Source organism: Escherichia sp. WS568, from assembly GCF_046486085.1.
Taxonomy (GTDB): domain Bacteria; phylum Pseudomonadota; class Gammaproteobacteria; order Enterobacterales; family Enterobacteriaceae; genus Escherichia; species Escherichia coli.
The window spans coordinates 1-20,359 of record NZ_JBJQMC010000004.1 but is presented as its reverse complement, the minus strand read 5'-3'; the positions used below and the strand labels follow the sequence as shown (position 1 = coordinate 20,359).

The 20,359-nt window shown below is 51.1% G+C and carries 16 protein-coding genes and 1 pseudogene; 12 read left to right on the top strand and 5 right to left on the bottom strand.

Annotated elements, in window-relative coordinates:
* The first annotated feature begins 21 nt into the window (after window positions 1-21).
* The 4 genes from dnaT to opgB all read left to right on the top strand — a co-directional run bounded on the left by dnaT (window position 22) and on the right by opgB (window position 4,389).
* Window positions 22-561 (top strand): primosomal protein DnaT, encoded by a 540-nt coding sequence (gene dnaT / locus ACJHWR_RS05725; RefSeq protein ID WP_000098818.1) that lies wholly within the window; start codon window positions 22-24, stop codon window positions 559-561.
* A gap of 2 nt (window positions 562-563) precedes the next feature.
* Window positions 564-1,301, top strand: coding sequence for a DNA replication protein DnaC (gene dnaC / locus ACJHWR_RS05720; protein WP_000799912.1), 738 nt, complete (start codon window positions 564-566; stop codon window positions 1,299-1,301).
* A 48-nt stretch (window positions 1,302-1,349) separates the two neighbouring features.
* Window positions 1,350-1,844 (top strand): DUF2501 domain-containing protein YjjA, encoded by a 495-nt coding sequence (gene yjjA, locus ACJHWR_RS05715; RefSeq protein WP_001361358.1) that lies wholly within the window; start codon window positions 1,350-1,352, stop codon window positions 1,842-1,844.
* 253 nt (window positions 1,845-2,097) lie between these two features.
* Entirely contained in the window at window positions 2,098-4,389 is a 2,292-nt protein-coding gene (opgB, locus tag ACJHWR_RS05710; RefSeq protein WP_001292648.1) for a phosphatidylglycerol--membrane-oligosaccharide glycerophosphotransferase, read from the top strand.
* A gap of 137 nt (window positions 4,390-4,526) precedes the next feature.
* Here opgB and lgoD read toward each other — a convergent pair whose 3' ends face one another.
* Window positions 4,527-5,549 (bottom strand): L-galactonate oxidoreductase, encoded by a 1,023-nt coding sequence (gene lgoD / locus ACJHWR_RS05705; protein WP_000106033.1) that lies wholly within the window; start codon window positions 5,547-5,549, stop codon window positions 4,527-4,529.
* Window positions 5,550-5,687: 138 nt separating this feature from the next.
* Between lgoD and ACJHWR_RS05700 the strand changes: the two genes are divergently transcribed.
* Together ACJHWR_RS05700 and ACJHWR_RS05695 are read left to right on the top strand one after the other, a co-directional pair.
* Window positions 5,688-6,602: a GntR family transcriptional regulator gene (locus tag ACJHWR_RS05700; RefSeq protein WP_000091572.1), complete on the top strand. Its 915-nt coding sequence runs from the start codon at window positions 5,688-5,690 to the stop codon at window positions 6,600-6,602.
* A gap of 214 nt (window positions 6,603-6,816) precedes the next feature.
* A complete protein-coding gene (locus ACJHWR_RS05695) occupies window positions 6,817-8,178 on the top strand; it encodes an MFS transporter (RefSeq protein ID WP_000410144.1) in 1,362 nt (453 codons plus the stop codon).
* A 48-nt stretch (window positions 8,179-8,226) separates the two neighbouring features.
* Here ACJHWR_RS05695 and tsr read toward each other — a convergent pair whose 3' ends face one another.
* On the bottom strand, window positions 8,227-9,891 hold the full coding sequence (gene tsr, locus ACJHWR_RS05690) for a methyl-accepting chemotaxis protein (protein WP_000919560.1): 1,665 nt from the start codon (window positions 9,889-9,891) through the stop codon (window positions 8,227-8,229).
* 181 nt (window positions 9,892-10,072) lie between these two features.
* On the opposite strand from tsr, the gene ACJHWR_RS05685 reads away from it, so the two are divergent.
* Complete coding sequence (locus tag ACJHWR_RS05685; protein WP_000331734.1) at window positions 10,073-10,936, top strand: MurR/RpiR family transcriptional regulator; 864 nt, start codon at window positions 10,073-10,075, stop codon at window positions 10,934-10,936.
* Window positions 10,937-10,945: 9 nt separating this feature from the next.
* On the opposite strand, the gene ACJHWR_RS05680 is transcribed toward ACJHWR_RS05685, so the two are convergent.
* From ACJHWR_RS05680 to ACJHWR_RS05670, 3 genes are all read right to left on the bottom strand, one after another.
* Window positions 10,946-12,415 (bottom strand): sodium:solute symporter family protein, encoded by a 1,470-nt coding sequence (locus ACJHWR_RS05680; RefSeq protein WP_001084236.1) that lies wholly within the window; start codon window positions 12,413-12,415, stop codon window positions 10,946-10,948.
* 102 nt (window positions 12,416-12,517) lie between these two features.
* Window positions 12,518-12,907, bottom strand: coding sequence for a RidA family protein (locus ACJHWR_RS05675; protein WP_000023755.1), 390 nt, complete (start codon window positions 12,905-12,907; stop codon window positions 12,518-12,520).
* A gap of 9 nt (window positions 12,908-12,916) precedes the next feature.
* Window positions 12,917-14,359 carry an N-acyl-D-amino-acid deacylase family protein gene (locus ACJHWR_RS05670; RefSeq protein WP_001195672.1) on the bottom strand — a complete coding sequence of 481 codons (1,443 nt, stop codon included), beginning with the start codon at window positions 14,357-14,359 and terminating at the stop codon, window positions 12,917-12,919.
* A gap of 200 nt (window positions 14,360-14,559) precedes the next feature.
* On the opposite strand from ACJHWR_RS05670, the gene ACJHWR_RS05665 reads away from it, so the two are divergent.
* The 5 genes and pseudogenes from ACJHWR_RS05665 to ACJHWR_RS05645 form a co-directional block, all read left to right on the top strand.
* Window positions 14,560-15,780, top strand: coding sequence for an amino acid deaminase (locus tag ACJHWR_RS05665; protein WP_000873757.1), 1,221 nt, complete (start codon window positions 14,560-14,562; stop codon window positions 15,778-15,780).
* 267 nt (window positions 15,781-16,047) lie between these two features.
* Window positions 16,048-18,198 carry a pyruvate/proton symporter BtsT gene (gene btsT, locus ACJHWR_RS05660; RefSeq protein ID WP_410226676.1) on the top strand — a complete coding sequence of 717 codons (2,151 nt, stop codon included), beginning with the start codon at window positions 16,048-16,050 and terminating at the stop codon, window positions 18,196-18,198.
* Window positions 18,199-18,247: 49 nt separating this feature from the next.
* Window positions 18,248-18,451 carry a YbdD/YjiX family protein gene (locus ACJHWR_RS05655; protein ID WP_000467859.1) on the top strand — a complete coding sequence of 68 codons (204 nt, stop codon included), beginning with the start codon at window positions 18,248-18,250 and terminating at the stop codon, window positions 18,449-18,451.
* A 10-nt stretch (window positions 18,452-18,461) separates the two neighbouring features.
* Window positions 18,462-19,418, top strand: a complete 957-nt coding sequence (yjiA, locus tag ACJHWR_RS05650; protein WP_001297640.1) for a GTPase — start codon at window positions 18,462-18,464, stop codon at window positions 19,416-19,418.
* Window positions 19,419-19,748: 330 nt separating this feature from the next.
* Window positions 19,749-20,249: pseudogene (locus tag ACJHWR_RS05645) on the top strand (nuclease-related domain-containing protein); the annotation flags it as partial.
* Between the last annotated feature and the right edge of the window lie 110 nt (window positions 20,250-20,359).

Here is a 20,359-nt window from a genome sequence, read left to right as displayed (position 1 = left end):
GTTCCATATTTGAGAAACAGTATGTCTTCCAGAGTTTTGACCCCGGACGTCGTTGGTATTGACGCCCTGGTACACGATCACCAAACCGTTCTGGCAAAAGCTGAAGGCGGTGTGGTTGCCGTATTTGCTAACAATGCCCCGGCGTTTTATGCTGTCACGCCTGCACGCCTGGCTGAACTGCTGGCGCTGGAAGAAAAGCTGGCGCGTCCGGGAAGCGATGTCGCTCTGGACGATCAACTCTATCAGGAACCGCAAGCCGCTCCCGTTGCTGTACCCATGGGGAAATTCGCCATGTATCCGGACTGGCAACCCGATGCCGACTTTATCCGCCTGGCGGCGCTATGGGGCGTGGCGCTAAGAGAGCCGGTGACCACCGAAGAACTGGCCTCATTCATTGCCTACTGGCAGGCGGAAGGTAAAGTCTTTCACCATGTGCAGTGGCAACAAAAACTGGCGCGCAGCCTGCAAATCGGCCGTGCCAGCAACGGCGGACTGCCGAAACGAGATGTGAATACGGTCAGTGAACCTGACAGCCAAATTCCACCAGGATTCAGAGGGTAACGATGAAAAACGTTGGCGACCTGATGCAACGCCTGCAAAAAATGATGCCTGCCCATATCAAACCTGCGTTCAAAACGGGTGAAGAACTACTGGCCTGGCAGAAAGAACAAGGAGCGATCCGCTCCGCCGCTCTCGAACGTGAAAATCGGGCGATGAAAATGCAGCGCACCTTTAACCGCTCCGGTATTCGTCCACTGCATCAGAACTGCTCCTTTGAGAACTATCGCGTTGAGTGTGAAGGGCAGATGAATGCGTTAAGCAAAGCGCGCCAGTATGTCGAAGAATTTGACGGCAACATCGCCAGCTTCATCTTTTCTGGCAAGCCCGGAACCGGCAAAAACCATCTGGCGGCGGCAATCTGCAACGAACTGCTGCTACGCGGTAAATCCGTATTGATCATCACCGTGGCTGATATTATGTCGGCGATGAAAGATACCTTCAGGAATAGCGGTACCAGCGAAGAACAACTGCTTAGCGATCTGAGCAACGTTGATCTGCTGGTGATCGATGAGATCGGCGTGCAGACCGAATCGAAATACGAAAAAGTGATCATCAACCAGATCGTCGATCGCCGCTCTTCTTCCAAACGCCCAACCGGGATGCTGACCAACAGTAATATGGAAGAGATGACCAAGTTGCTGGGCGAACGCGTGATGGACCGTATGCGCCTGGGTAACAGTTTGTGGGTGATCTTCAACTGGGATAGCTACCGTAGCCGGGTAACGGGTAAAGAGTATTAATCCCCGTTTCTGGCGGTATACTGCGACACAATTCCACCTTGAGTAATGATGATGAAAACTGTTAAACATCTTCTGTGCTGTGCCATTGCCGCCAGCGCATTAATTTCCACCGGGGTGCATGCTGCGTCCTGGAAAGATGCGCTCTCCAGCGCAGCCAGCGAACTTGGCAACCAAAACAGCACGACACAGGAAGGCGGTTGGTCGCTCGCTTCATTAACTAGCTTGCTTAGCAGCGGGAACCAGGCCTTAAGCGCAGATAACATGAACAATGCCGCAGGCATACTGCAATACTGCGCGAAGCAGAAGTTGGCTTCGGTAACCGATGCCGAAAACATCAAGAATCAGGTACTGGAAAAACTGGGCCTGAACAGTGAAGAGCAAAAAGAAGACACCAACTATCTGGATGGCATTCAGGGTTTGCTGAAAACCAAAGATGGTCAGCAACTCAATCTGGATAATATTGGAACGACTCCGCTGGCAGAAAAGGTGAAAACCAAAGCCTGCGATCTGGTGTTAAAGCAGGGGCTGAACTTCATTTCCTGAACCGCGAAACGCCGCGTTTTAGCTGTTACCCGGCTGACGCGGCTCTCTCCTGCCCTTTTCCCTGCTCCTGGACGGTTTTACCCCTGTTACACGGGAAGCGACCGTAATCAAAAAAGTCTGTTTATAAACTAATTCCTAACAACATCGCATTTTTTTGACACTAGAATTGCAGCAATATGGCGACGCCATTACATTGTGCTTTTCAAAAAGCTTAAACGTTGGCTAAACGGCCCGGTTTAGTGAGGATCGCCCGTTGTCAGAACTACTCTCTTTCGCCCTTTTTCTCGCCTCTGTGCTGATTTACGCATGGAAAGCGGGACGTAACACCTGGTGGTTTGCAGCCACGTTAACGGTGCTGGGGCTATTTGTCGTTTTAAATATCACCCTGTTTGCCAGCGACTATTTTACTGGCGATGGTATTAACGACGCGGTTCTCTATACCTTAACCAACAGCCTGACCGGTGCTGGCGTCAGCAAATACATTCTGCCGGGTATCGGCATTGTGCTGGGGCTGACAGCGGTGTTCGGTGCGCTGGGCTGGATCCTGCGCCGTCGTCGTCATCATCCGCACCATTTTGGTTACAGCCTGCTGGCACTCTTACTGGCGCTGGGTTCAGTGGATGCCAGCCCGGCATTTCGTCAGATAACGGAACTGGTGAAATCCCAGTCACGCGACGGCGACCCGGACTTTGCGGCTTATTATAAAGAGCCGTCGAAAACTATCCCTGACCCGAAACTCAACCTGGTTTATATCTACGGCGAAAGTCTCGAGCGAACCTATTTTGATAACGAAGCTTTCCCGGATCTCACGCCTGAACTGGGCGCGTTGAAAAATGAAGGCCTGGATTTCAGCCACACGCAGCAGCTGCCAGGAACGGATTACACGATTGCGGGCATGGTGGCTTCTCAGTGCGGCATACCGCTGTTTGCCCCCTTTGAAGGCAACGCCTCCGCCTCTGTCTCCAGCTTCTTCCCGCAGAACATCTGTCTGGGCGATATCCTGAAAAACTCGGGTTATCAGAACTATTTCGTGCAGGGCGCGAATCTGCGTTTTGCCGGTAAAGATGTGTTCCTGAAATCGCACGGCTTCGACCACTTATTCGGCTCAGAAGAGCTGAAAAGCGTGGTGGCCGACCCGCACTATCGCAACGACTGGGGATTCTACGACGATACCGTTCTCGATGAAGCGTGGAAAAAGTTTGAAGAGCTTTCCCGCTCAGGTCAGCGATTCTCACTGTTTACCCTGACAGTCGATACCCATCACCCGGATGGTTTTATCTCGCGTACCTGTAACCGCAAAAAATATGATTTTGACGGTAAGCCGAATCAGTCATTCAGCGCGGTAAGTTGCAGTCAGGAGAATATCGCGACGTTTATCAACAAAATCAAAGCGTCACCGTGGTTTAAAGATACTGTTATCGTCGTCTCTTCTGACCATTTAGCGATGAACAACACGGCGTGGAAATACCTTAATAAACAGGATCGCAATAACCTGTTTTTTGTCATCCGTGGCGACAAGCCGCAGCAAGAGACGCTGGCGGTAAAGCGTAACACGATGGATAACGGCGCGACGGTGCTGGACATTCTCGGTGGCGATAACTATCTCGGACTTGGTCGTAGCAGTTTATCCGGGCAGTCGATGTCGGAAATCTTCCTCAATATCAAAGAGAAAACATTGGCGTGGAAGCCGGATATCATCCGCCTGTGGAAATTCCCTAAAGAGATGAAAGAGTTCACCATCGACCAGCAGAAAAACATGATTGCCTTCTCGGGTAGCCATTTCCGTTTGCCGCTGCTGTTGCGGGTTTCAGACAAACGCGTGGAACCGCTGCCGGAAAGTGAATACTCAGCACCGCTGCGTTTCCAGCTGGCCGATTTCGCTCCACGCGACAATTTCGTCTGGGTTGACCGTTGCTACAAGATGGCACAACTTTGGGCTCCGGAACTGGCACTCTCCACCAACTGGTGTGTCTCGCAAGGGCAGCTTGGCGGTCAGCAAATTGTCCAGCATGTTGACAAAACAACATGGAAGGGCAAAACGGCATTTAAAGATACGGTCATCGACATGGCGCGTTACAAAGGCAATGTCGATACGCTGAAGATTGTTGATAACGATATTCGCTACAAAGCCGACAGTTTCATCTTTAACGTCGCCGGTGCGCCGGAAGAGGTGAAACAGTTTAGCGGGATTTCTCGTCCGGAGTCGTGGGGCCGCTGGTCCAACGCTCAGCTGGGCGATGAAGTAAAAATCGAGTATAAGCATCCGCTGCCGAAGAAATTTGACCTGGTGATTACCGCCAAAGCATACGGCAATAACGCCAGCCGTCCTATTCCGGTACGCGTAGGCAATGAAGAACAAACCCTTGTACTGGGCAATGAAGTGACCACCACCACGCTGCATTTCGATAACCCAACCGATGCCGACACGCTGGTAATTGTGCCGCCGGAACCTGTCTCAACCAACGAAGGGAATATCCTCGGACACTCGCCGCGTAAGCTCGGGATCGGCATGGTGGAGATTAAAGTGGTAGAACGTGAAGGGTAATTCCTGACTGATTTGTAGGTCGCATAAGGTGCGGCCTACACGCCTTCTCCGGCTTACAACACACTATTAAGAAACAAAAAAAACAGCGCCCAACACTTCCCCGGACGCTGCATGGCAACTTTAATAATCTCGCCTTATCAGAAAGTAATTACACCCTTAATCAACTCACGATTGTTAATCACATCACGTTCGTAGGTTTCTGCCAGCGTGGCGAACGGGTAGCGATGGGTTAACATCATGTCGGCAGTGATTTTCCCTTCCGCCATCAATCGACCGACTTTAGCGAAATCTTCCGGCGTGGCGTTGCGGCTGCCCATCATCGTCGTTTCTTTTTTATGGAATTCCGGATCGGAGAACTGCAACTCACCTTTAAACAGACCGACAAATACCACCGTGCCGCCGTGACGAATCAGATTTACGGTGTTATTCATCGCATGTTGATTACCTGTCGCGTCGATCACTTTCTGCGCCAGCGAACCACCAAACTGCGCCCGCAGCTGCGCGTCAAAATCTTCGGCTGACGGGTCCAGTACAGGTAATTCCAGACGCGTTGCCACATGTTCACGGCGCGCCGGACTGGTATCCGCCACTACCACCTGTGCGCCATCGGCTTTAGCGATTGCCGCCGCGCCCAGACCGATTGGCCCCGCCCCGACCACCAGCACCTGCTCGCCGGGAGCAATGGCTGCACGACGCACCGCATGTGCGCTAATAGCGAAAGGTTCAATCAATGCTGCCGCCTGCGGGTCAATACCGTCTGCGGGCAAAATGTTCGCCACCGGCACGCTCAAATACTCACTAAAACCACCATCCTGATGCACACCAATAACTGAAATTTTTTCACAGCAATTGGTACGACCGCTTTTACATGCAGGGCATTGCTGACAGGCAACATAAGGGATCACAGCAACTTGCTGACCATTTTTAAGATCAGCAATATTTTTACCCAGCCCAACAATCTCCCCACATATTTCATGGCCTAAAACACGTGGATAACTAAAAAATGGTTGATTTCCACCCCAGGCATGAATATCGGTACCGCAAATCCCGACAGACTTAATTTTTATTAATGCTTCATTGTCACCCGGAATAGGTATCTCGCGTTGTTTCCAGACTAATTCTTTCGGCTGCTGGCAAATTAAAACATTCATCGTAGACATGATTCGGCTCTCCATTTTTTGTTGCCTTAGATATCAATGAAAATGAAAAATGGCAGCGGAACGGAAAATCTGTTTTGTGAAAACACACGCATAAAAATGTTTTAAATCGGGTTTTAATGGACTCACAAGGAGGAAAATATGAGTCGCTCACAAAATTTACGCCACAATGTGATTAACCAGGTCATTGATGATATGGCGCGGGGTCATATCCCTTCCCCACTTCCATCGCAAAGTGCGCTGGCGGAAATGTACAACATCAGCCGCACCACAGTGCGTCATATTCTCAGCCACTTACGCGAATGCGGCGTCTTGACGCAGGTTGGAAACGATTATGTTATTGCGCGTAAACCTGACCACGATGACGGTTTCGCCTGTACTACCGCTTCAATGAGTGAACAAAACAAAGTGTTTGAGCAGGCTTTTTTCACGATGATAAACCAGCGTCAGTTACGCCCTGGGGAAACTTTTTCTGAACTGCAACTGGCGCGGGCCGCGGGTGTCAGCCCGGTGGTTGTAAGAGAATATCTTTTAAAATTCGGCCGTTATAATCTTATTCAAAGCGAAAAGCGCGGCCAGTGGAGCATGAAGCAATTCGATCAATCCTACGCCGAGCAGCTGTTTGAGCTACGCGAAATGCTCGAAACACATTCACTTCAGCACTTTCTCAACCTGCCTGATCACGATCCCCGCTGGCTGCAGGCGAAAACCATGCTCGAACGTCATCGGCTACTGCGTGACAACATCGGCAATAGCTTTCGCATGTTCTCGCAACTTGACAGAGATTTTCACTCCTTACTGCTTTCAGCTGCCGACAATATCTTTTTTGATCAATCGCTTGAGATCATCTCAGTCATCTTTCATTTTCACTATCAATGGGACGAAAGCGATCTTAAACAGCGCAATATCATTGCCGTCGATGAGCATATGACCATTCTCAGTGCTCTGATTTGCCGCAGTGACCTGGATGCCACCCTTGCGCTCCGTAACCATTTGAATTCAGCTAAACAATCAATGATTCGATCCATTAATGAGAACACGCGTTATGCTCATTAAGTACGGATTAAAAACAGCAAACTATTAGCGGGTGCACGGTTTTATCAAAAGATAAATACCGGGAAAATCCCGCTTACCTATGCTCACAATCAGTCGACTAAAAATGTTTTTGTGAGCGGTAGTAAAGTCCTAAAACTTTAACCTGCCGTTAATGTCAACCTTGCGTAATGCACAATTACGTAAACAATTAAAATTATAAATACAGGAGTCCGGCGTGGAAAAAGAAAATATCACCCTCGATCCGCGTTCTTCATTTACTCCATCTTCGTCGGCAGATATTCCCGTGCCACCAGATGGATTAGTTCAACGCAGTACCCGAATTAAACGCATTCAAACCACCGCCATGTTGTTATTATTTTTTGCGGCGGTAATCAATTATCTCGACCGCAGTTCGCTGTCGGTAGCAAATTTAACGATTCGTGAAGAATTGGGATTAAGTGCCACCGAAATCGGCGCTTTGCTCTCCGTGTTTTCACTCGCTTACGGGATTGCGCAACTTCCTTGCGGCCCACTATTGGATCGTAAAGGCCCGCGCCTGATGCTGGGACTGGGGATGTTCTTCTGGTCACTGTTCCAGGCCATGTCTGGCATGGTGCACAGCTTTACGCAGTTCGTGTTGGTGCGTATCGGTATGGGGATTGGTGAAGCGCCGATGAACCCATGCGGTGTAAAAGTCATTAACGACTGGTTCAACATCAAAGAGCGCGGACGCCCGATGGGCTTCTTCAACGCAGCTTCTACCATTGGCGTTGCCGTAAGCCCACCGATTCTGGCGGCGATGATGCTGGTGATGGGCTGGCGCGGGATGTTTATTACTATTGGTGTACTGGGGATTTTTCTCGCCATCGGCTGGTATATGCTCTATCGCAACCGCGAGCACGTAGAACTGACTGCCGTTGAACAAGCTTATCTCAATGCAGGTAGCGTCAATGCCCGCCGAGATCCGCTCAGTTTTGCCGAATGGCGCAGCCTGTTCCGTAACCGCACAATGTGGGGAATGATGCTCGGATTCAGTGGCATCAACTACACTGCGTGGCTGTATCTGGCCTGGCTTCCTGGTTACCTGCAAACAGCCTATAACCTGGATTTAAAAAGCACAGGGTTGATGGCGGCTATCCCTTTCCTGTTTGGGGCTGCCGGGATGCTGGTCAACGGTTACGTTACTGACTGGCTGGTCAAAGGGGGAATGGCTCCGATTAAAAGCCGTAAGATCTGCATTATTGCCGGGATGTTCTGTTCTGCCGCCTTTACGCTGGTCGTACCGCAAGCGACAACATCCATGACGGCGGTTCTGCTGATTGGTATGGCACTGTTTTGTATTCACTTTGCCGGAACATCCTGCTGGGGATTGATCCACGTCGCAGTAGCTTCTCGCATGACTGCGTCGGTGGGCAGTATCCAGAACTTTGCCAGCTTCATCTGCGCCTCTTTCGCGCCGATCATTACTGGTTTTATTGTTGATACCACCCATTCATTCCGTCTGGCACTAATCATCTGCGGTTGCGTCACTGCGGCGGGTGCACTGGCGTACATCTTCCTGGTTCGTCAGCCGATCAACGACCCACGGAAAGATTAATCTCCCTATGCCCGATAACATTTTGCTTATCGGGCATTTTTATGGCGATTAAAACGTTTCCCAGTTCTCCCCGCTATCTGCCACGGCCATTTTACGCGGCGCAGCTGGCGTCACGGTTTTTACCACAGCCGATGTTTCACGCTGATGTTGCTGCTGTTGCTGAATCCGGAACACTGCCACAGCTTCGGTCAGGCGACTGGCCTGCTCTTCCAGCGCGGCGGCGGCAGCGGCAGATTCTTCCACCAGCGCAGCGTTCTGTTGAGTTACCCGGTCCATCTCAGCAACCGCTAATCCAACCTGATCGATACCACGGCTCTGCTCATCAGAAGCAGAAGCTATTTCGCCCATAATGTCCGTCACGCGGGTCACAGCGCTGACAATCTCTGCCATGGTTTCCCCGGCGCTTTCGACCAGCGTAGAGCCAACATCCACTTTGCCCACCGAGTCTTCAATCAGGCTTTTAATTTCGCGAGCCGCCTGAGCGCTACGCTGGGCCAGATTACGCACTTCTCCCGCAACCACCGCAAAACCGCGCCCTTGCTCACCCGCGCGCGCTGCTTCAACCGCCGCGTTCAAAGCGAGAATATTGGTCTGGAAGGCAATGCCGTCAATTACGCTGATAATATCGGCGATTTTCTGCGAACTGGTGGAGATATCGCGCATGGTCTGCACCACGTTATCCACCACTTTGCCGCCGCGTTGCGCCGTTTCAGAAGCACTTAACGCCAGGTGGCTGGCCTGGCGCGCATTTTCGGCGTTCTGCTTCACCGTTGCGGTCAGTTGCTCCATGCTGGCTGCCGTCTCTTCCAGCGAAGCGGCCTGTTGCTCGGTGCGCGAAGAGAGATCGTTATTGCCGGTAGCGATTTCGCTGGCACCGCTATAGATGGCATTGGCCCCGTTGCGCACATCACCGACGGTACGCATCAGCTCTCCCTGCATATGGCGCAAACTCTCAGCCAGTTGCCCCATCTCATTAGAGCCATCCACCTCAATCGGTTTCACCAGATCGCCGCCTGCAATATGACGAATGCTGTCAATCAGGCGATTCATTGGCGCTACCAACGAGGCTTTAATACCGAACCAGACGGCGAAGATGACCGCCAGTACGACGATCATCACGCCCACCAGAATCCACATCGCCTGGCTGTAGGAGGCATTATTATCGCTGACGGCGATATCATAGAGCCGATCGTTTTGCTCCATGTAAGCCACATACTGCTTCTCGAAACCGTCCTGATATCCCTGGGTTGGCTGATCAAAGAACTCGTTGATTTTGCCTGCACCTAACAGTTGGATCAGCTCCGCCAGCGCATTGTGATAAATATCGTAATTACGTTTGATCTCTGCCGCTGCGGCGGTGCTCTGACGCGGGTCACGCGGCAACGCTTCGTAATCCGCCCAGTTTTTTTCCGCCTGTTTCAGCGAAATACTGGCACTCTGCATCAGCTCAGCAACGGTTGAACCGCTACCAATATTATTCTGATCCATCATGTAGCGGATACCCGCGCGGTTGAGGGTGTTACGCGTCTGCAACAACGCGACCCAGCTGCCATTCAGCGTGGATTGCTGCTGGCGAATGGTTTGTAAAACAGTGAAATTTTCTTTGTCATTCTTTAAGGCATTAAAGAACAGACCGCCTGATGTCAGTTGTAAAAGGCCAAAAACGGCCAAAACCAGCAGTAAGCTGGTCACGATCTTGATACGTTTTAACATGGTTTCTCTTTCCACTAGACAGATACACTGGTTGTCGGCCTGGTGGTGGAAAACTTTATGCTGTGGAAAAGCGTCGGCACTGCTTTTGTTGCAGCAAACTTGCGTTTTTTGTGAGGGTCACACTCTATAGCGGCAGTTTATGGTACAAAGTATCAATCTTCTTCGAACCAGTGATACTCCTATGGCTTATAGCATCGATATCATCTCCTGCATTACCGAACGGTTTATGGCGTTAACAGCCACTGAAAAGCGTATCGCACAATTTATTCTTGATGACGTCTCTGCCGCAGTAGAGTTGCCAATTGCTGAGCTGGCACGGTTAACGCAAACCAGTCAGGCGTCGGTGACGCGTTTTGCCCGTGCACTGGGGTGCAAAGATGTCCGCGAGTTGAAAGTCAAACTGGCGCAGTCACTGGCTGTCGGGCAGCGGTTTATTCTCGATGTACCGGATCTTGACGGTGTTCAGGGGATCTACGAAGCGATTATTAGCGTGCTGGAGACGCATCGTCGTTCGCTGGATATGAATGCCATCAGCCAGGCTGTAAGCTGGTTAAGTCAGGCGCGGCAAATTCTTGCGTTAGGAACTGGCGGCGGTTCCACTATCTGTTCACAGGAGATTCAGTACCGTTTATTCCGTCTGGGGCTACCGGTGGTCAGTCAGAATGATGCCCTGATGATGAGAATGATGTGCTCGGCAGTCATGCCGCAGGATGTGGTGATTGTGCTTTCGCTGGGCGGTTATACACCGGAAATCATCGAAAGTGCGGCAATCGCCCGTCAGTATGGCGCGCGTGTTATTGCCATTACGCCAGCACAAACACCGCTGGCGGAACAGGTGGATCTGGTATTGCCGTTACTGGTTCAGGAAAGTGATTACATCTTTAAGCCCACCCCTTCCCGCTACGCGATGTTAGCCATGGTCGATGTACTGGCAACAGAACTGGCAATGGCAAATAAAGCGCAGGCGAAAGATCGCCTGCGGCGGATAAAACTCGTGTTAGACAGCCACCGTGGGGGCGCTAACCGCCAGCCACTTGGCGATTAGCATTGTCGGTTATGCTTCTTCAGGTTTGGTGATCACGACACTCTGGTTTTCACGCTCATTGGTGATAATAGCCAAAGCTTCTTCCCGGCTGACCTGACTTGCTGGCGTTACCAACGTCACCAGTACGCCAGCGACCAGGCTGCCCAGCACTGACGGAATACACGGGTTACCCCAGTAAGCCAGCCAGTCGGCATTCATCAGCACCACAATTGACATCACCATACCACTCACTAACGCCGCCAGCGCGCCCTGCCAGTTAAAGCGTAGCCAGAAGCGACCGAGAATCGAGCAGATAAACAACCCGGACATCAGCATCGAAATCATTTTGGTAATGTAGCTGATGATGTCGTTAGAGGTCAGAGCAAAGACCAGCGCCAGGCCAATAACAAAGGTCAACATCCAGCGTGAGTAAGTGATTGCCTTATCCTCCGGCGGCATTCTGCCGGTAATCATGGTGTAGACGTCGCGCATCATAATCGCCACCGCCGCGATGGCATCGGAGCTGGCAGAAGACATGGTGGCTGAAAGCCCGGCAATCAGCACCACCAGCCCAAGAATGGCAGGTAAGAAACTGGTCGCGAACAAGAAGGCGTAGTTGCTGTTTTCCAGATTTGGGTTCATGGTGAACGCCGCCATGCCGATAATGGCAGGCAAAATCGAGAAGAACAGATATAACACCCCAGTAATAACAAACGAACGGCGTACAGAGGGAACATCTTTACCCGAGTAAATACGCTGGCGATAAGACGGTGTTGCCAGCACACCTACGCCAATAACCAGTGCCAGCGAAAGCGCAGGCAGCACGCCCATTTTATCAATCGCAAACAGGCTCATCGCTTTTGGGTCCATCGCCTGCTCAATCGCACTCCAGCCGCCAACGTGAACAACGGCAAGAATAGCCATTAATATAAAGCCAAAGAACAGAATTAGGGCCTGAATAGTATCTGTCCACACTACCGCCGAATAACCGCCGATAATAACGTAAATCGCAAAAGCTAAGGCAATAATTAATTTTGCCACCGTAAGATCAATACCTGTTGCCCAGGCAAGATACATACTTCCACCTAATATATGCGCCCCCAGCCAGCCAATAGAGGCAATAAATATCATCAGGCCGACAATATTTTTAATTAAATGGCTGCCGCCAGTATAATAAGATATTTCTTCACTCATGGTCATAAATCGTAATTTACGTACCGGTGCAAACAGCCACGCCACCAGTAATATACCTACGGCCCCACCGACGCCATAAAGCATTCCGGCCCAGCCATTGCTGTAGCCAAAGCCCACTGCGCCCATACTGGAACCCGTGCCAACCATCGTGGCAACGGTTGACCCCAGCGTCAGAAACAGCGGCAGCGAACGCCCGCCCAGCAGAAAATCTTCTCCGCTTTTCTGATTACGAGAAACAAACCAACCAAGCCAAATCATGGCGATGGCATAAATAATAAAGCCGACTAAAAAGATATGACTGTTCATAATTCACATCCTGCCAGTAGAGAGAAATTAATGTAAGAGTTCCCGGAGTGCTGAATGTATTCAGCACTCAATTGCGGTCTGTTTTTTTAATTCTTAAATTTATTAGCGGGTCGCGTTATAACAGGTCACATCGACTTCGACTTTACAATCGACAACCAGATCAGCCACACAACAAATACGTGCAGGTGGATTCTCGCCAAAAAATTCTCTGAATACTTTATTAAATGACTGGAAATAGCGGGCGTCGGTCAGGATCACTTTCACGTGAACCACATCCACCAGGCTATAACCGGCTTCAGTCATGATGTCGACACAGTTTTGAATCGCCAGTCGTGACTGTTCAACGATTCCGCCTTCTACCACTTCACCGTTTTTCATGGGTGTTTGCCCGGAGACGTACAGCCAGCCGCCCGCCTCAACCGCCCTGGCAAAAGGCAAATGCTGCCCGCCAGTGCCTGTTCCACCTTCCGTACCGTAACGTTTAATGCTCATATTCACTCCTTAATGTGAGGTCTGCCGGCGCAGGAAGCGTCCCGCACGGCCTGTAATATGTTTATCGGGACCATAGCTCATAACGCCGTTCACCATCACCGCCTCAATGCCATCTGCCGGGCGTTTGGGATCAGAAAAGCTGGCAACATCACGAATGGTTTGTGGATCGAACAACACCAGGTCCGCAAAATAGCCAACTTTCACCAGCCCACGCTGGGGCAGGCGAAAACGGCTGGCAGAAAGCCCGGTCATTTTGTGGATAGCCGTGGTCAGTGGGAATAAGCCTTCATCACGGCAATAGTGGCCCAGCACGCGAGGGAAGGCGCCCCATAAACGTGGATGCGGCATGGGATCATTGGGCAGGCCGTCAGAGCCAATCATACTGACCGGATAACTCAACACTCGGCGGACGTCGCGCTCGTCCATGTTGTAATAGATAGCCCCGGCAGGCATTAGCAGCTTCGCGGCCTCCAGCATACTCATCTGCCAGTCGATGGCGATTTGCGCCAGTGTTTTCCCGGCCTGCTGCGGATGTGTTTGTGACCAGGTGATCACAATATCGAATTCGTCGGTGACTTGTTTGAGATCCAGCGTTGAAGAGCTGGCTGAGTAAGGGTAGACATCGCAGCCAATTTCCTGGTGTTGACGCATTTGGTCAAAAAAGGCCAACGTTTCTTTTGTCCGCCCCCAGTTTTTCGCCCCGGCGCATTTATGGTGGGAAACCACGACAGGCACTTTGCCATGACGCCCAATACGAAACGCCTCATCCAGGGCATCGAGAATCGGTTCAAATTCAGAACGCAGATGGGTGGTATAAACGCCCTTCTCACCGGCTAATTCTTCCGCCAGCGCCATGACTTCTTCGGTAGTCGCCTGAAATGCCGTTGCATAGGCCAGCCCGGAACTTAACCCCAGCGCCCCCTGACTCAACGCCAGACGTAAGTCGGCACGCATAGCGGCAATTTCATCCACCGTCGCCGGGCGAAACAGGTCGTCCATATGGTTATTACGCAGCGCCGTATGACCAATCAGCGTGCCAACGTTCAGTGACGGCCTGGCTGCTTCCACTGCCTGGGCATAGCTTTCAACGGTAGGATAAATAAAGTGCTCTGCTTCCCCCAACAGATTCATCGGGTCAGGAACTTCACCTTTCATTTTCGCCGACGCCGCACTAATCCCGCAGTTACCGACAATCACCGTAGTGATCCCCTGGCTGATCTTTGGCAGATATTCCGGGATGCGAATAACGTTGATATCGTCATGGGTATGAACGTCGATAAACCCTGGTGCCAGCACCCGCCCTTCCCCGTCAATGACCTGCTGCGCCGTAACGTTAAGCGCAGGGGCAATATCGACAATCCGATCACCTGTTATTGCCACGTCACCGCGAAATTCAGGGCCGCCGCTACCGTCGATAACGGTCACATTTTTGATTAACCAGTCAACCTGCATGTTCGTCACTCCATTTCTGCAATGGTGACAAGTTAACCATTTACAAGGACGAAAAACAGTGGAAAACTACGCAAAACCCAGATGATTTTATGATACTTTTATTCATAAATAATAAGATAAATAAACTAAATATTTATATTTCATTTAGTTACAAATGATACTCACATCCGATACGGTGAAAAACTTAAAAGGTAAATGTTATGAAATACCACTCAGAACCTCTGGTTCCCCATAAATCTGCCCTGATGCAAATGCCCGCAAATCTCCTTGCCGAAGATGTCTGTTTACCTGCCGCGATCATTAAAAAGCAGGCCCTGGAGAACAACATTACGTGGATGCAACGCTACGCTGACGCGCGCGGCGTTTCACTGGCACCGCACGGTAAAACCACCATGACGCCGTGGATTTTTCAGGCGCAGCAGGCGGCTGGTGCCTGGGCAATAGGTGTCGGTAGCGCATGGCAGGCTGGTGCGGCAATGGCGAGCGGTATTCAGCGAGTGCTGATGGTTAACCAGCTGGTCGGCAAGGCGAATATGCAGTTGATTGCCCAGTTGCAACGACATTACCCGACGGTCGATTTTATCAGCTGTATCGACAGCATTGAGAACGCCCGCGCTTTGTCTGCCTTTTTTGCCAGTCAGCAACAGACACTGAACGTGATGATTGAGTTGGGTGTCCCCGGCGGGCGCTGTGGTTGCCGCTCAAGGGATGCCGCACTGACACTGGCTAAACAGGCAGCCCAATTACCGGGGTTACGCCTGCGGGGGCTTGAGTTATATGAAGGCGTTTTACACGGTGACGATCCACAACCGCAGGTAGAAGCTCTGCTGCGGGATGCCGCACAACTGGCCTGTGATATGGCAAGTCTGGTTGATGGCGAGTTTATTCTCACCGGAGCAGGCACGGTCTGGTATGACGTGGTGTGCAATATCTGGCTGGCGGCAGAAAAGCCTGATAACTGCCGCATTGTTATTCGCCCTGGCTGCTACATCACTCACGACACCGGGATCTACGACGCGGCACAACAACAGTTGCTTGCCCGTGATCCTGTGGCTTGCGATCTGGCAGGCGATCTCACATCTGCACTGGAACTGGTCGCCATGGTGCAATCGGTGCCGGAAGCTGATCGTGCGGTGGTTAATTTTGGTAAGCGTGATTGCGCCTTCGACGCCGGACTGCCGCAACCAGTCGCCCACTATCGCAACGGCAAATCACTGGCATTTGATCCACAGGCGATTCGCAGTACAGGCATTATGGATCAGCACTGCATGTTGCAGTTGGGTGCCGACAGCGACGTGCAAGTGGGGGATATTCTGGTGTTTGGCACATCGCATCCGTGCCTGACCTTCGACAAATGGAAAACGTTGTTATTGACTGATGACGACTACAACGTACTGGCAGAATTAGACACTCTCTTCTAAGAACGCCCCTTCGGTTAATTATCGAAGGGGCATTTTTATTGTGATCTCAATCACATATCCACCCGACGAATAATTCTTGCCCAACCGCTCACCGCCATTCCTGACCGCTTACATCCCTAAAATAACCACTCAGTTATTTACCTTACTTTACGCGCGCGTAACTCTGGCAACATCACTGCAGGATAGCGGTCAATTTACCTCCTCAAACGCAACGCAAACCTAGAACGGCTTCGGCCAACTATTAATCAATACATGCCAGGTTTTACTATGGATACTAAAAAGATATTCAAGCACATACCCTGGGTGATTCTCGGAATCATCGGTGCATTCTGCCTCGCGGTAGTTGCATTACGTCGGGGGGAGCACGTCAGTGCCCTGTGGATCGTGGTCGCCTCTGTGTCGGTGTATCTGGTGGCTTATCGCTACTACAGTCTGTACATCGCCCAGAAGGTGATGAAACTCGACCCCACGCGCGCGACGCCTGCGGTTATTAACAACGACGGTCTGAACTATGTTCCGACCAACCGTTACGTGTTGTTTGGTCACCACTTCGCCGCTATCGCCGGTGCTGGTCCGCTGGTTGGTCCGGTTCTCGCCGCGCAGATGGGCTACCTGCCTGGCACGCTGTGGCTGCTGGCGGGGGTAGTGCTGGCCGGTGCGGTACAGGACTTTATGGTGCTGTTTATCTCCTCTCGCCGTAACGGCGCATCTCTCGGTGAGATGATCAAAGAAGAGATGGGACCAGTACCGGGGACTATCGCGCTGTTTGGCTGTTTCTTAATCATGATCATCATCCTTGCCGTCCTGGCGCTGATTGTGGTTAAAGCCCTGGCCGAAAGTCCGTGGGGTGTCTTCACCGTTTGCTCAACCGTACCGATTGCGCTGTTTATGGGTATCTACATGCGCTTTATTCGTCCGGGGCGTGTGGGTGAAGTCTCTGTCATTGGTATCGTGCTGCTGGTTGCCTCTATCTACTTCGGTGGCGTGATTGCTCACGATCCGTACTGGGGTCCGGCACTGACCTTTAAAGACACCACCATTACCTTCGCGCTGATTGGCTATGCGTTTGTTTCCGCACTGCTGCCAGTGTGGCTGATCCTCGCACCGCGCGACTATCTGGCAACCTTCCTGAAAATCGGCGTTATCGTCGGCCTGGCGCTGGGTATCGTGGTGCTGAACCCGGAACTGAAAATGCCTGCGATGACCCAGTACATTGACGGTACTGGCCCGCTGTGGAAAGGCGCTCTGTTCCCGTTCCTGTTCATCACCATCGCCTGTGGTGCGGTATCTGGCTTCCACGCGCTGATCTCTTCCGGTACGACGCCGAAACTGCTGGCTAACGAAACCGACGCGCGTTTCATTGGCTACGGCGCAATGCTGATGGAGTCCTTCGTGGCGATTATGGCGCTGGTTGCTGCGTCCATCATCGAACCGGGTCTTTACTTCGCGATGAACACCCCGCCTGCTGGCCTTGGCATCACCATGCCTAACCTGCATGAAATGGGTGGCGAGAACGCGCCGATCATCATGGCGCAGCTGAAAGACGTTACCGCACACGCGGCAGCGACCGTCAGCTCCTGGGGCTTCGTGATTTCGCCAGAGCAGATCCTGCAAACAGCGAAAGATATTGGTGAGCCTTCTGTCCTGAACCGTGCAGGTGGTGCGCCGACGCTGGCGGTAGGTATCGCTCACGTGTTCCACAAAGTGCTGCCGATGGCTGACATGGGCTTCTGGTATCACTTCGGTATTCTGTTCGAAGCCCTGTTCATCCTGACCGCGCTGGATGCGGGTACCCGTTCTGGCCGCTTTATGCTGCAAGACCTGCTGGGTAACTTCATCCCGTTCCTGAAAAAAACCGACTCTCTGGTTGCCGGTATCATCGGTACTGCGGGCTGTGTGGGTCTGTGGGGGTACCTGCTGTATCAGGGCGTGGTCGATCCGCTGGGCGGCGTTAAGAGCCTGTGGCCGCTGTTCGGTATCTCCAACCAGATGCTGGCAGCCGTAGCGCTGGTACTGGGCACCGTTGTGCTGATTAAGATGAAGCGCACCCAATACATCTGGGTAACTGTTGTTCCGGCTGTATGGCTGCTTATCTGCACCACCTGGGCGCTGGGCCTGAAACTGTTCAGCACCAACCCGCAGATGGAAGGCTTCTTCTACATGGCAAGCCAGTACAAAGAGAAGATTGCTAACGGTACTGACCTGACGGCACAGCAGATTGCCAACATGAACCACATCGTTGTGAACAACTACACCAACGCGGGCCTGAGTATTCTGTTCCTGATTGTGGTGTACAGCATCATCTTCTACGGTTTCAAAACCTGGCTGAAGGTGCGTAACAGCGACAAACGTACTGACAAAGAAATTCCGTACGTTCCAATCCCGGAAGGCGGCGTGAAGATCTCTTCGCACCACTAACCGTGTTTAGCCCCGCTTCGGCGGGGCTTTGTTCTTATCAGAGTGAACTATGTTTGGTAACTTAGGACAGGCAAAAAAATATCTCGGCCAGGCGGCGAAGATGTTGATTGGCATTCCAGACTACGACAACTACGTCGAGCATATGAAGACCAACCATCCCGACAAGCCGTACATGAGCTATGAAGAATTCTTCCGCGAACGCCAGAACGCGCGCTACGGCGGCGATGGTAAAGGCGGTATGCGCTGTTGTTAATGGAGAGAGCATGAACCCGATTGCAGTTACCCTACTCACCGGTTTTTTAGGCGCGGGCAAAACCACCCTGCTGCGCCATATTCTTAATGAACAGCACGGCTACAAAATTGCCGTGATTGAAAACGAATTCGGCGAAGTCTCCGTTGATGATCAACTGATTGGCGATCGCGCCACGCAGATCAAAACGCTGACCAACGGCTGCATCTGTTGTTCGCGCTCCAACGAGCTGGAGGACGCGCTACTCGACCTGCTGGATAATCTCGACAAGGGCAATATTCAGTTCGACCGTCTGGTCATTGAATGCACAGGCATGGCCGATCCCGGCCCGATTATTCAGACCTTTTTCTCCCATGAGATTTTATGCCAGCGTTACCTGCTGGACGGCGTGATTGCGCTGGTGGATGCGGTACATGCCGATGAGCAGATGAACCAGTTCACCATCGCCCAGTCACAGGTTGGCTACGCCGACCGTATTCTGCTGACTAAAACCGACGTCGCAGGTGAAGCAGAAAAACTGCGCGAACGCCTGGCACGCATCAACGCCCGCGCACCGGTCTACACCGTCACCCACGGCGACATCGACCTGGGCCTGTTGTTCAACACCAACGGTTTTATGCTGGAAGAAAACGTCGTCAGCACCAAACCGCGTTTCCACTTTATCGCGGATAAACAAAACGATATTTCGTCGATTGTGGTGGAACTGGATTACCCGGTAGATATCAGCGAAGTTTCCCGCGTGATGGAAAACCTGCTGCTGGAATCGGCGGATAAACTGCTGCGTTACAAAGGGATGCTGTGGATTGACGGCGAACCTAACCGCCTGCTGTTCCAGGGTGTCCAGCGCCTCTACAGCGCCGACTGGGACAGGCCATGGGGCGATGAAAAACCGCATAGCACGATGGTGTTTATCGGGATTCAGCTGCCGGAGGAAGAGATTCGGGCGGCGTTTGCGGGGTTAAGGAAGTAATACCCTTAACCTACTAATACGAAGCGGACGAGGATAAAACCCTATCATTTTCCGTTCGCTTCACTATTTTATTTCGTTCCAACACCCATTAAAATTAAAAATATAATTCTGCCATAATTTCCTGAACACAGATGTAATTACATTGCCACCACTCATACTTTTAAAAATAATTTATATGATAGACGTCCTATTGAGGCGTAATAGATGTATTAATTTCCAAATACGCAAACATTCTGGTACAGTCCAAAAAAGAAAAATCATCAACCAAAACAATCAGCAAATAAATTAACAACGATTGAATCATAATCAACACGAATACAAGAGATTAACATGGCAACAATAATCCCAACAATCAGTAGCTGCAACGATAAAATTACTGCCGGAGAGAAAAGGCTGGCAAGAATTCTGGAAAGAGGACTAGGCGAAGAGTGCTGCTGTTGGTATGACATTCCCACGGGTGATAAGCATCTTCACCCAGATTTTATGATACTTTCGCCAGAAAAAGGCATTATTTTTCTCGAGGTAAAAGATTGGTTTATTACAAAAATAAAAAAAGCCAACAAGTCTAATGTGTTGTATGAGACACAAAATGGTATTCAATCTTTAAAGAATCCGATAGAACAAGTTAGGCGATATGCTTTCGAAGCTGTAAACCAGTTAAAAAAAGACCCCCTATTGTGCCAACAGGATGATCGTTACAATGGCAATCTTCTTTTCCCCTATGGATATGGCGTCTACTTTAGTAATATTACACGAGAAGCATTAAATAATAAATTTACTCAAGAAGAGCTGCTCGGGATCTTCCCATCAGATCTCATCATCTGCAAAGACTAGACTGGCCCCCTGAATCTCCAGACAACCAATATCACTTAAATAAGTGATAGTCTTAATACTAGTTTTTAGACTAGTCATTGGAGAGCAGATGATTGATGTCTTAGGAC

Coding starts and splice junctions, on each gene's coding strand:
- dnaT (WP_000098818.1), top strand. CDS start 22: ATGTCTTCCAGAGTTTTGACCCCGGACGTCGTTGGTATTGACGCCCTG.
- ACJHWR_RS05680 (WP_001084236.1), bottom strand. CDS start 12,415: ATGAACAGTCATATCTTTTTAGTCGGCTTTATTATTTATGCCATCGCC.
- lgoD (WP_000106033.1), bottom strand. CDS start 5,549: ATGTCTACGATGAATGTTTTAATTTGCCAGCAGCCGAAAGAATTAGTC.
- ACJHWR_RS05675 (WP_000023755.1), bottom strand. CDS start 12,907: ATGAGCATTAAACGTTACGGTACGGAAGGTGGAACAGGCACTGGCGGG.
- yjjA (WP_001361358.1), top strand. CDS start 1,350: ATGATGAAAACTGTTAAACATCTTCTGTGCTGTGCCATTGCCGCCAGC.
- ACJHWR_RS05700 (WP_000091572.1), top strand. CDS start 5,688: ATGAGTCGCTCACAAAATTTACGCCACAATGTGATTAACCAGGTCATT.
- btsT (WP_410226676.1), top strand. CDS start 16,048: ATGGATACTAAAAAGATATTCAAGCACATACCCTGGGTGATTCTCGGA.
- dnaC (WP_000799912.1), top strand. CDS start 564: ATGAAAAACGTTGGCGACCTGATGCAACGCCTGCAAAAAATGATGCCT.
- ACJHWR_RS05655 (WP_000467859.1), top strand. CDS start 18,248: ATGTTTGGTAACTTAGGACAGGCAAAAAAATATCTCGGCCAGGCGGCG.
- ACJHWR_RS05670 (WP_001195672.1), bottom strand. CDS start 14,359: ATGCAGGTTGACTGGTTAATCAAAAATGTGACCGTTATCGACGGTAGC.
- ACJHWR_RS05665 (WP_000873757.1), top strand. CDS start 14,560: ATGAAATACCACTCAGAACCTCTGGTTCCCCATAAATCTGCCCTGATG.
- ACJHWR_RS05685 (WP_000331734.1), top strand. CDS start 10,073: ATGGCTTATAGCATCGATATCATCTCCTGCATTACCGAACGGTTTATG.
- yjiA (WP_001297640.1), top strand. CDS start 18,462: ATGAACCCGATTGCAGTTACCCTACTCACCGGTTTTTTAGGCGCGGGC.
- tsr (WP_000919560.1), bottom strand. CDS start 9,891: ATGTTAAAACGTATCAAGATCGTGACCAGCTTACTGCTGGTTTTGGCC.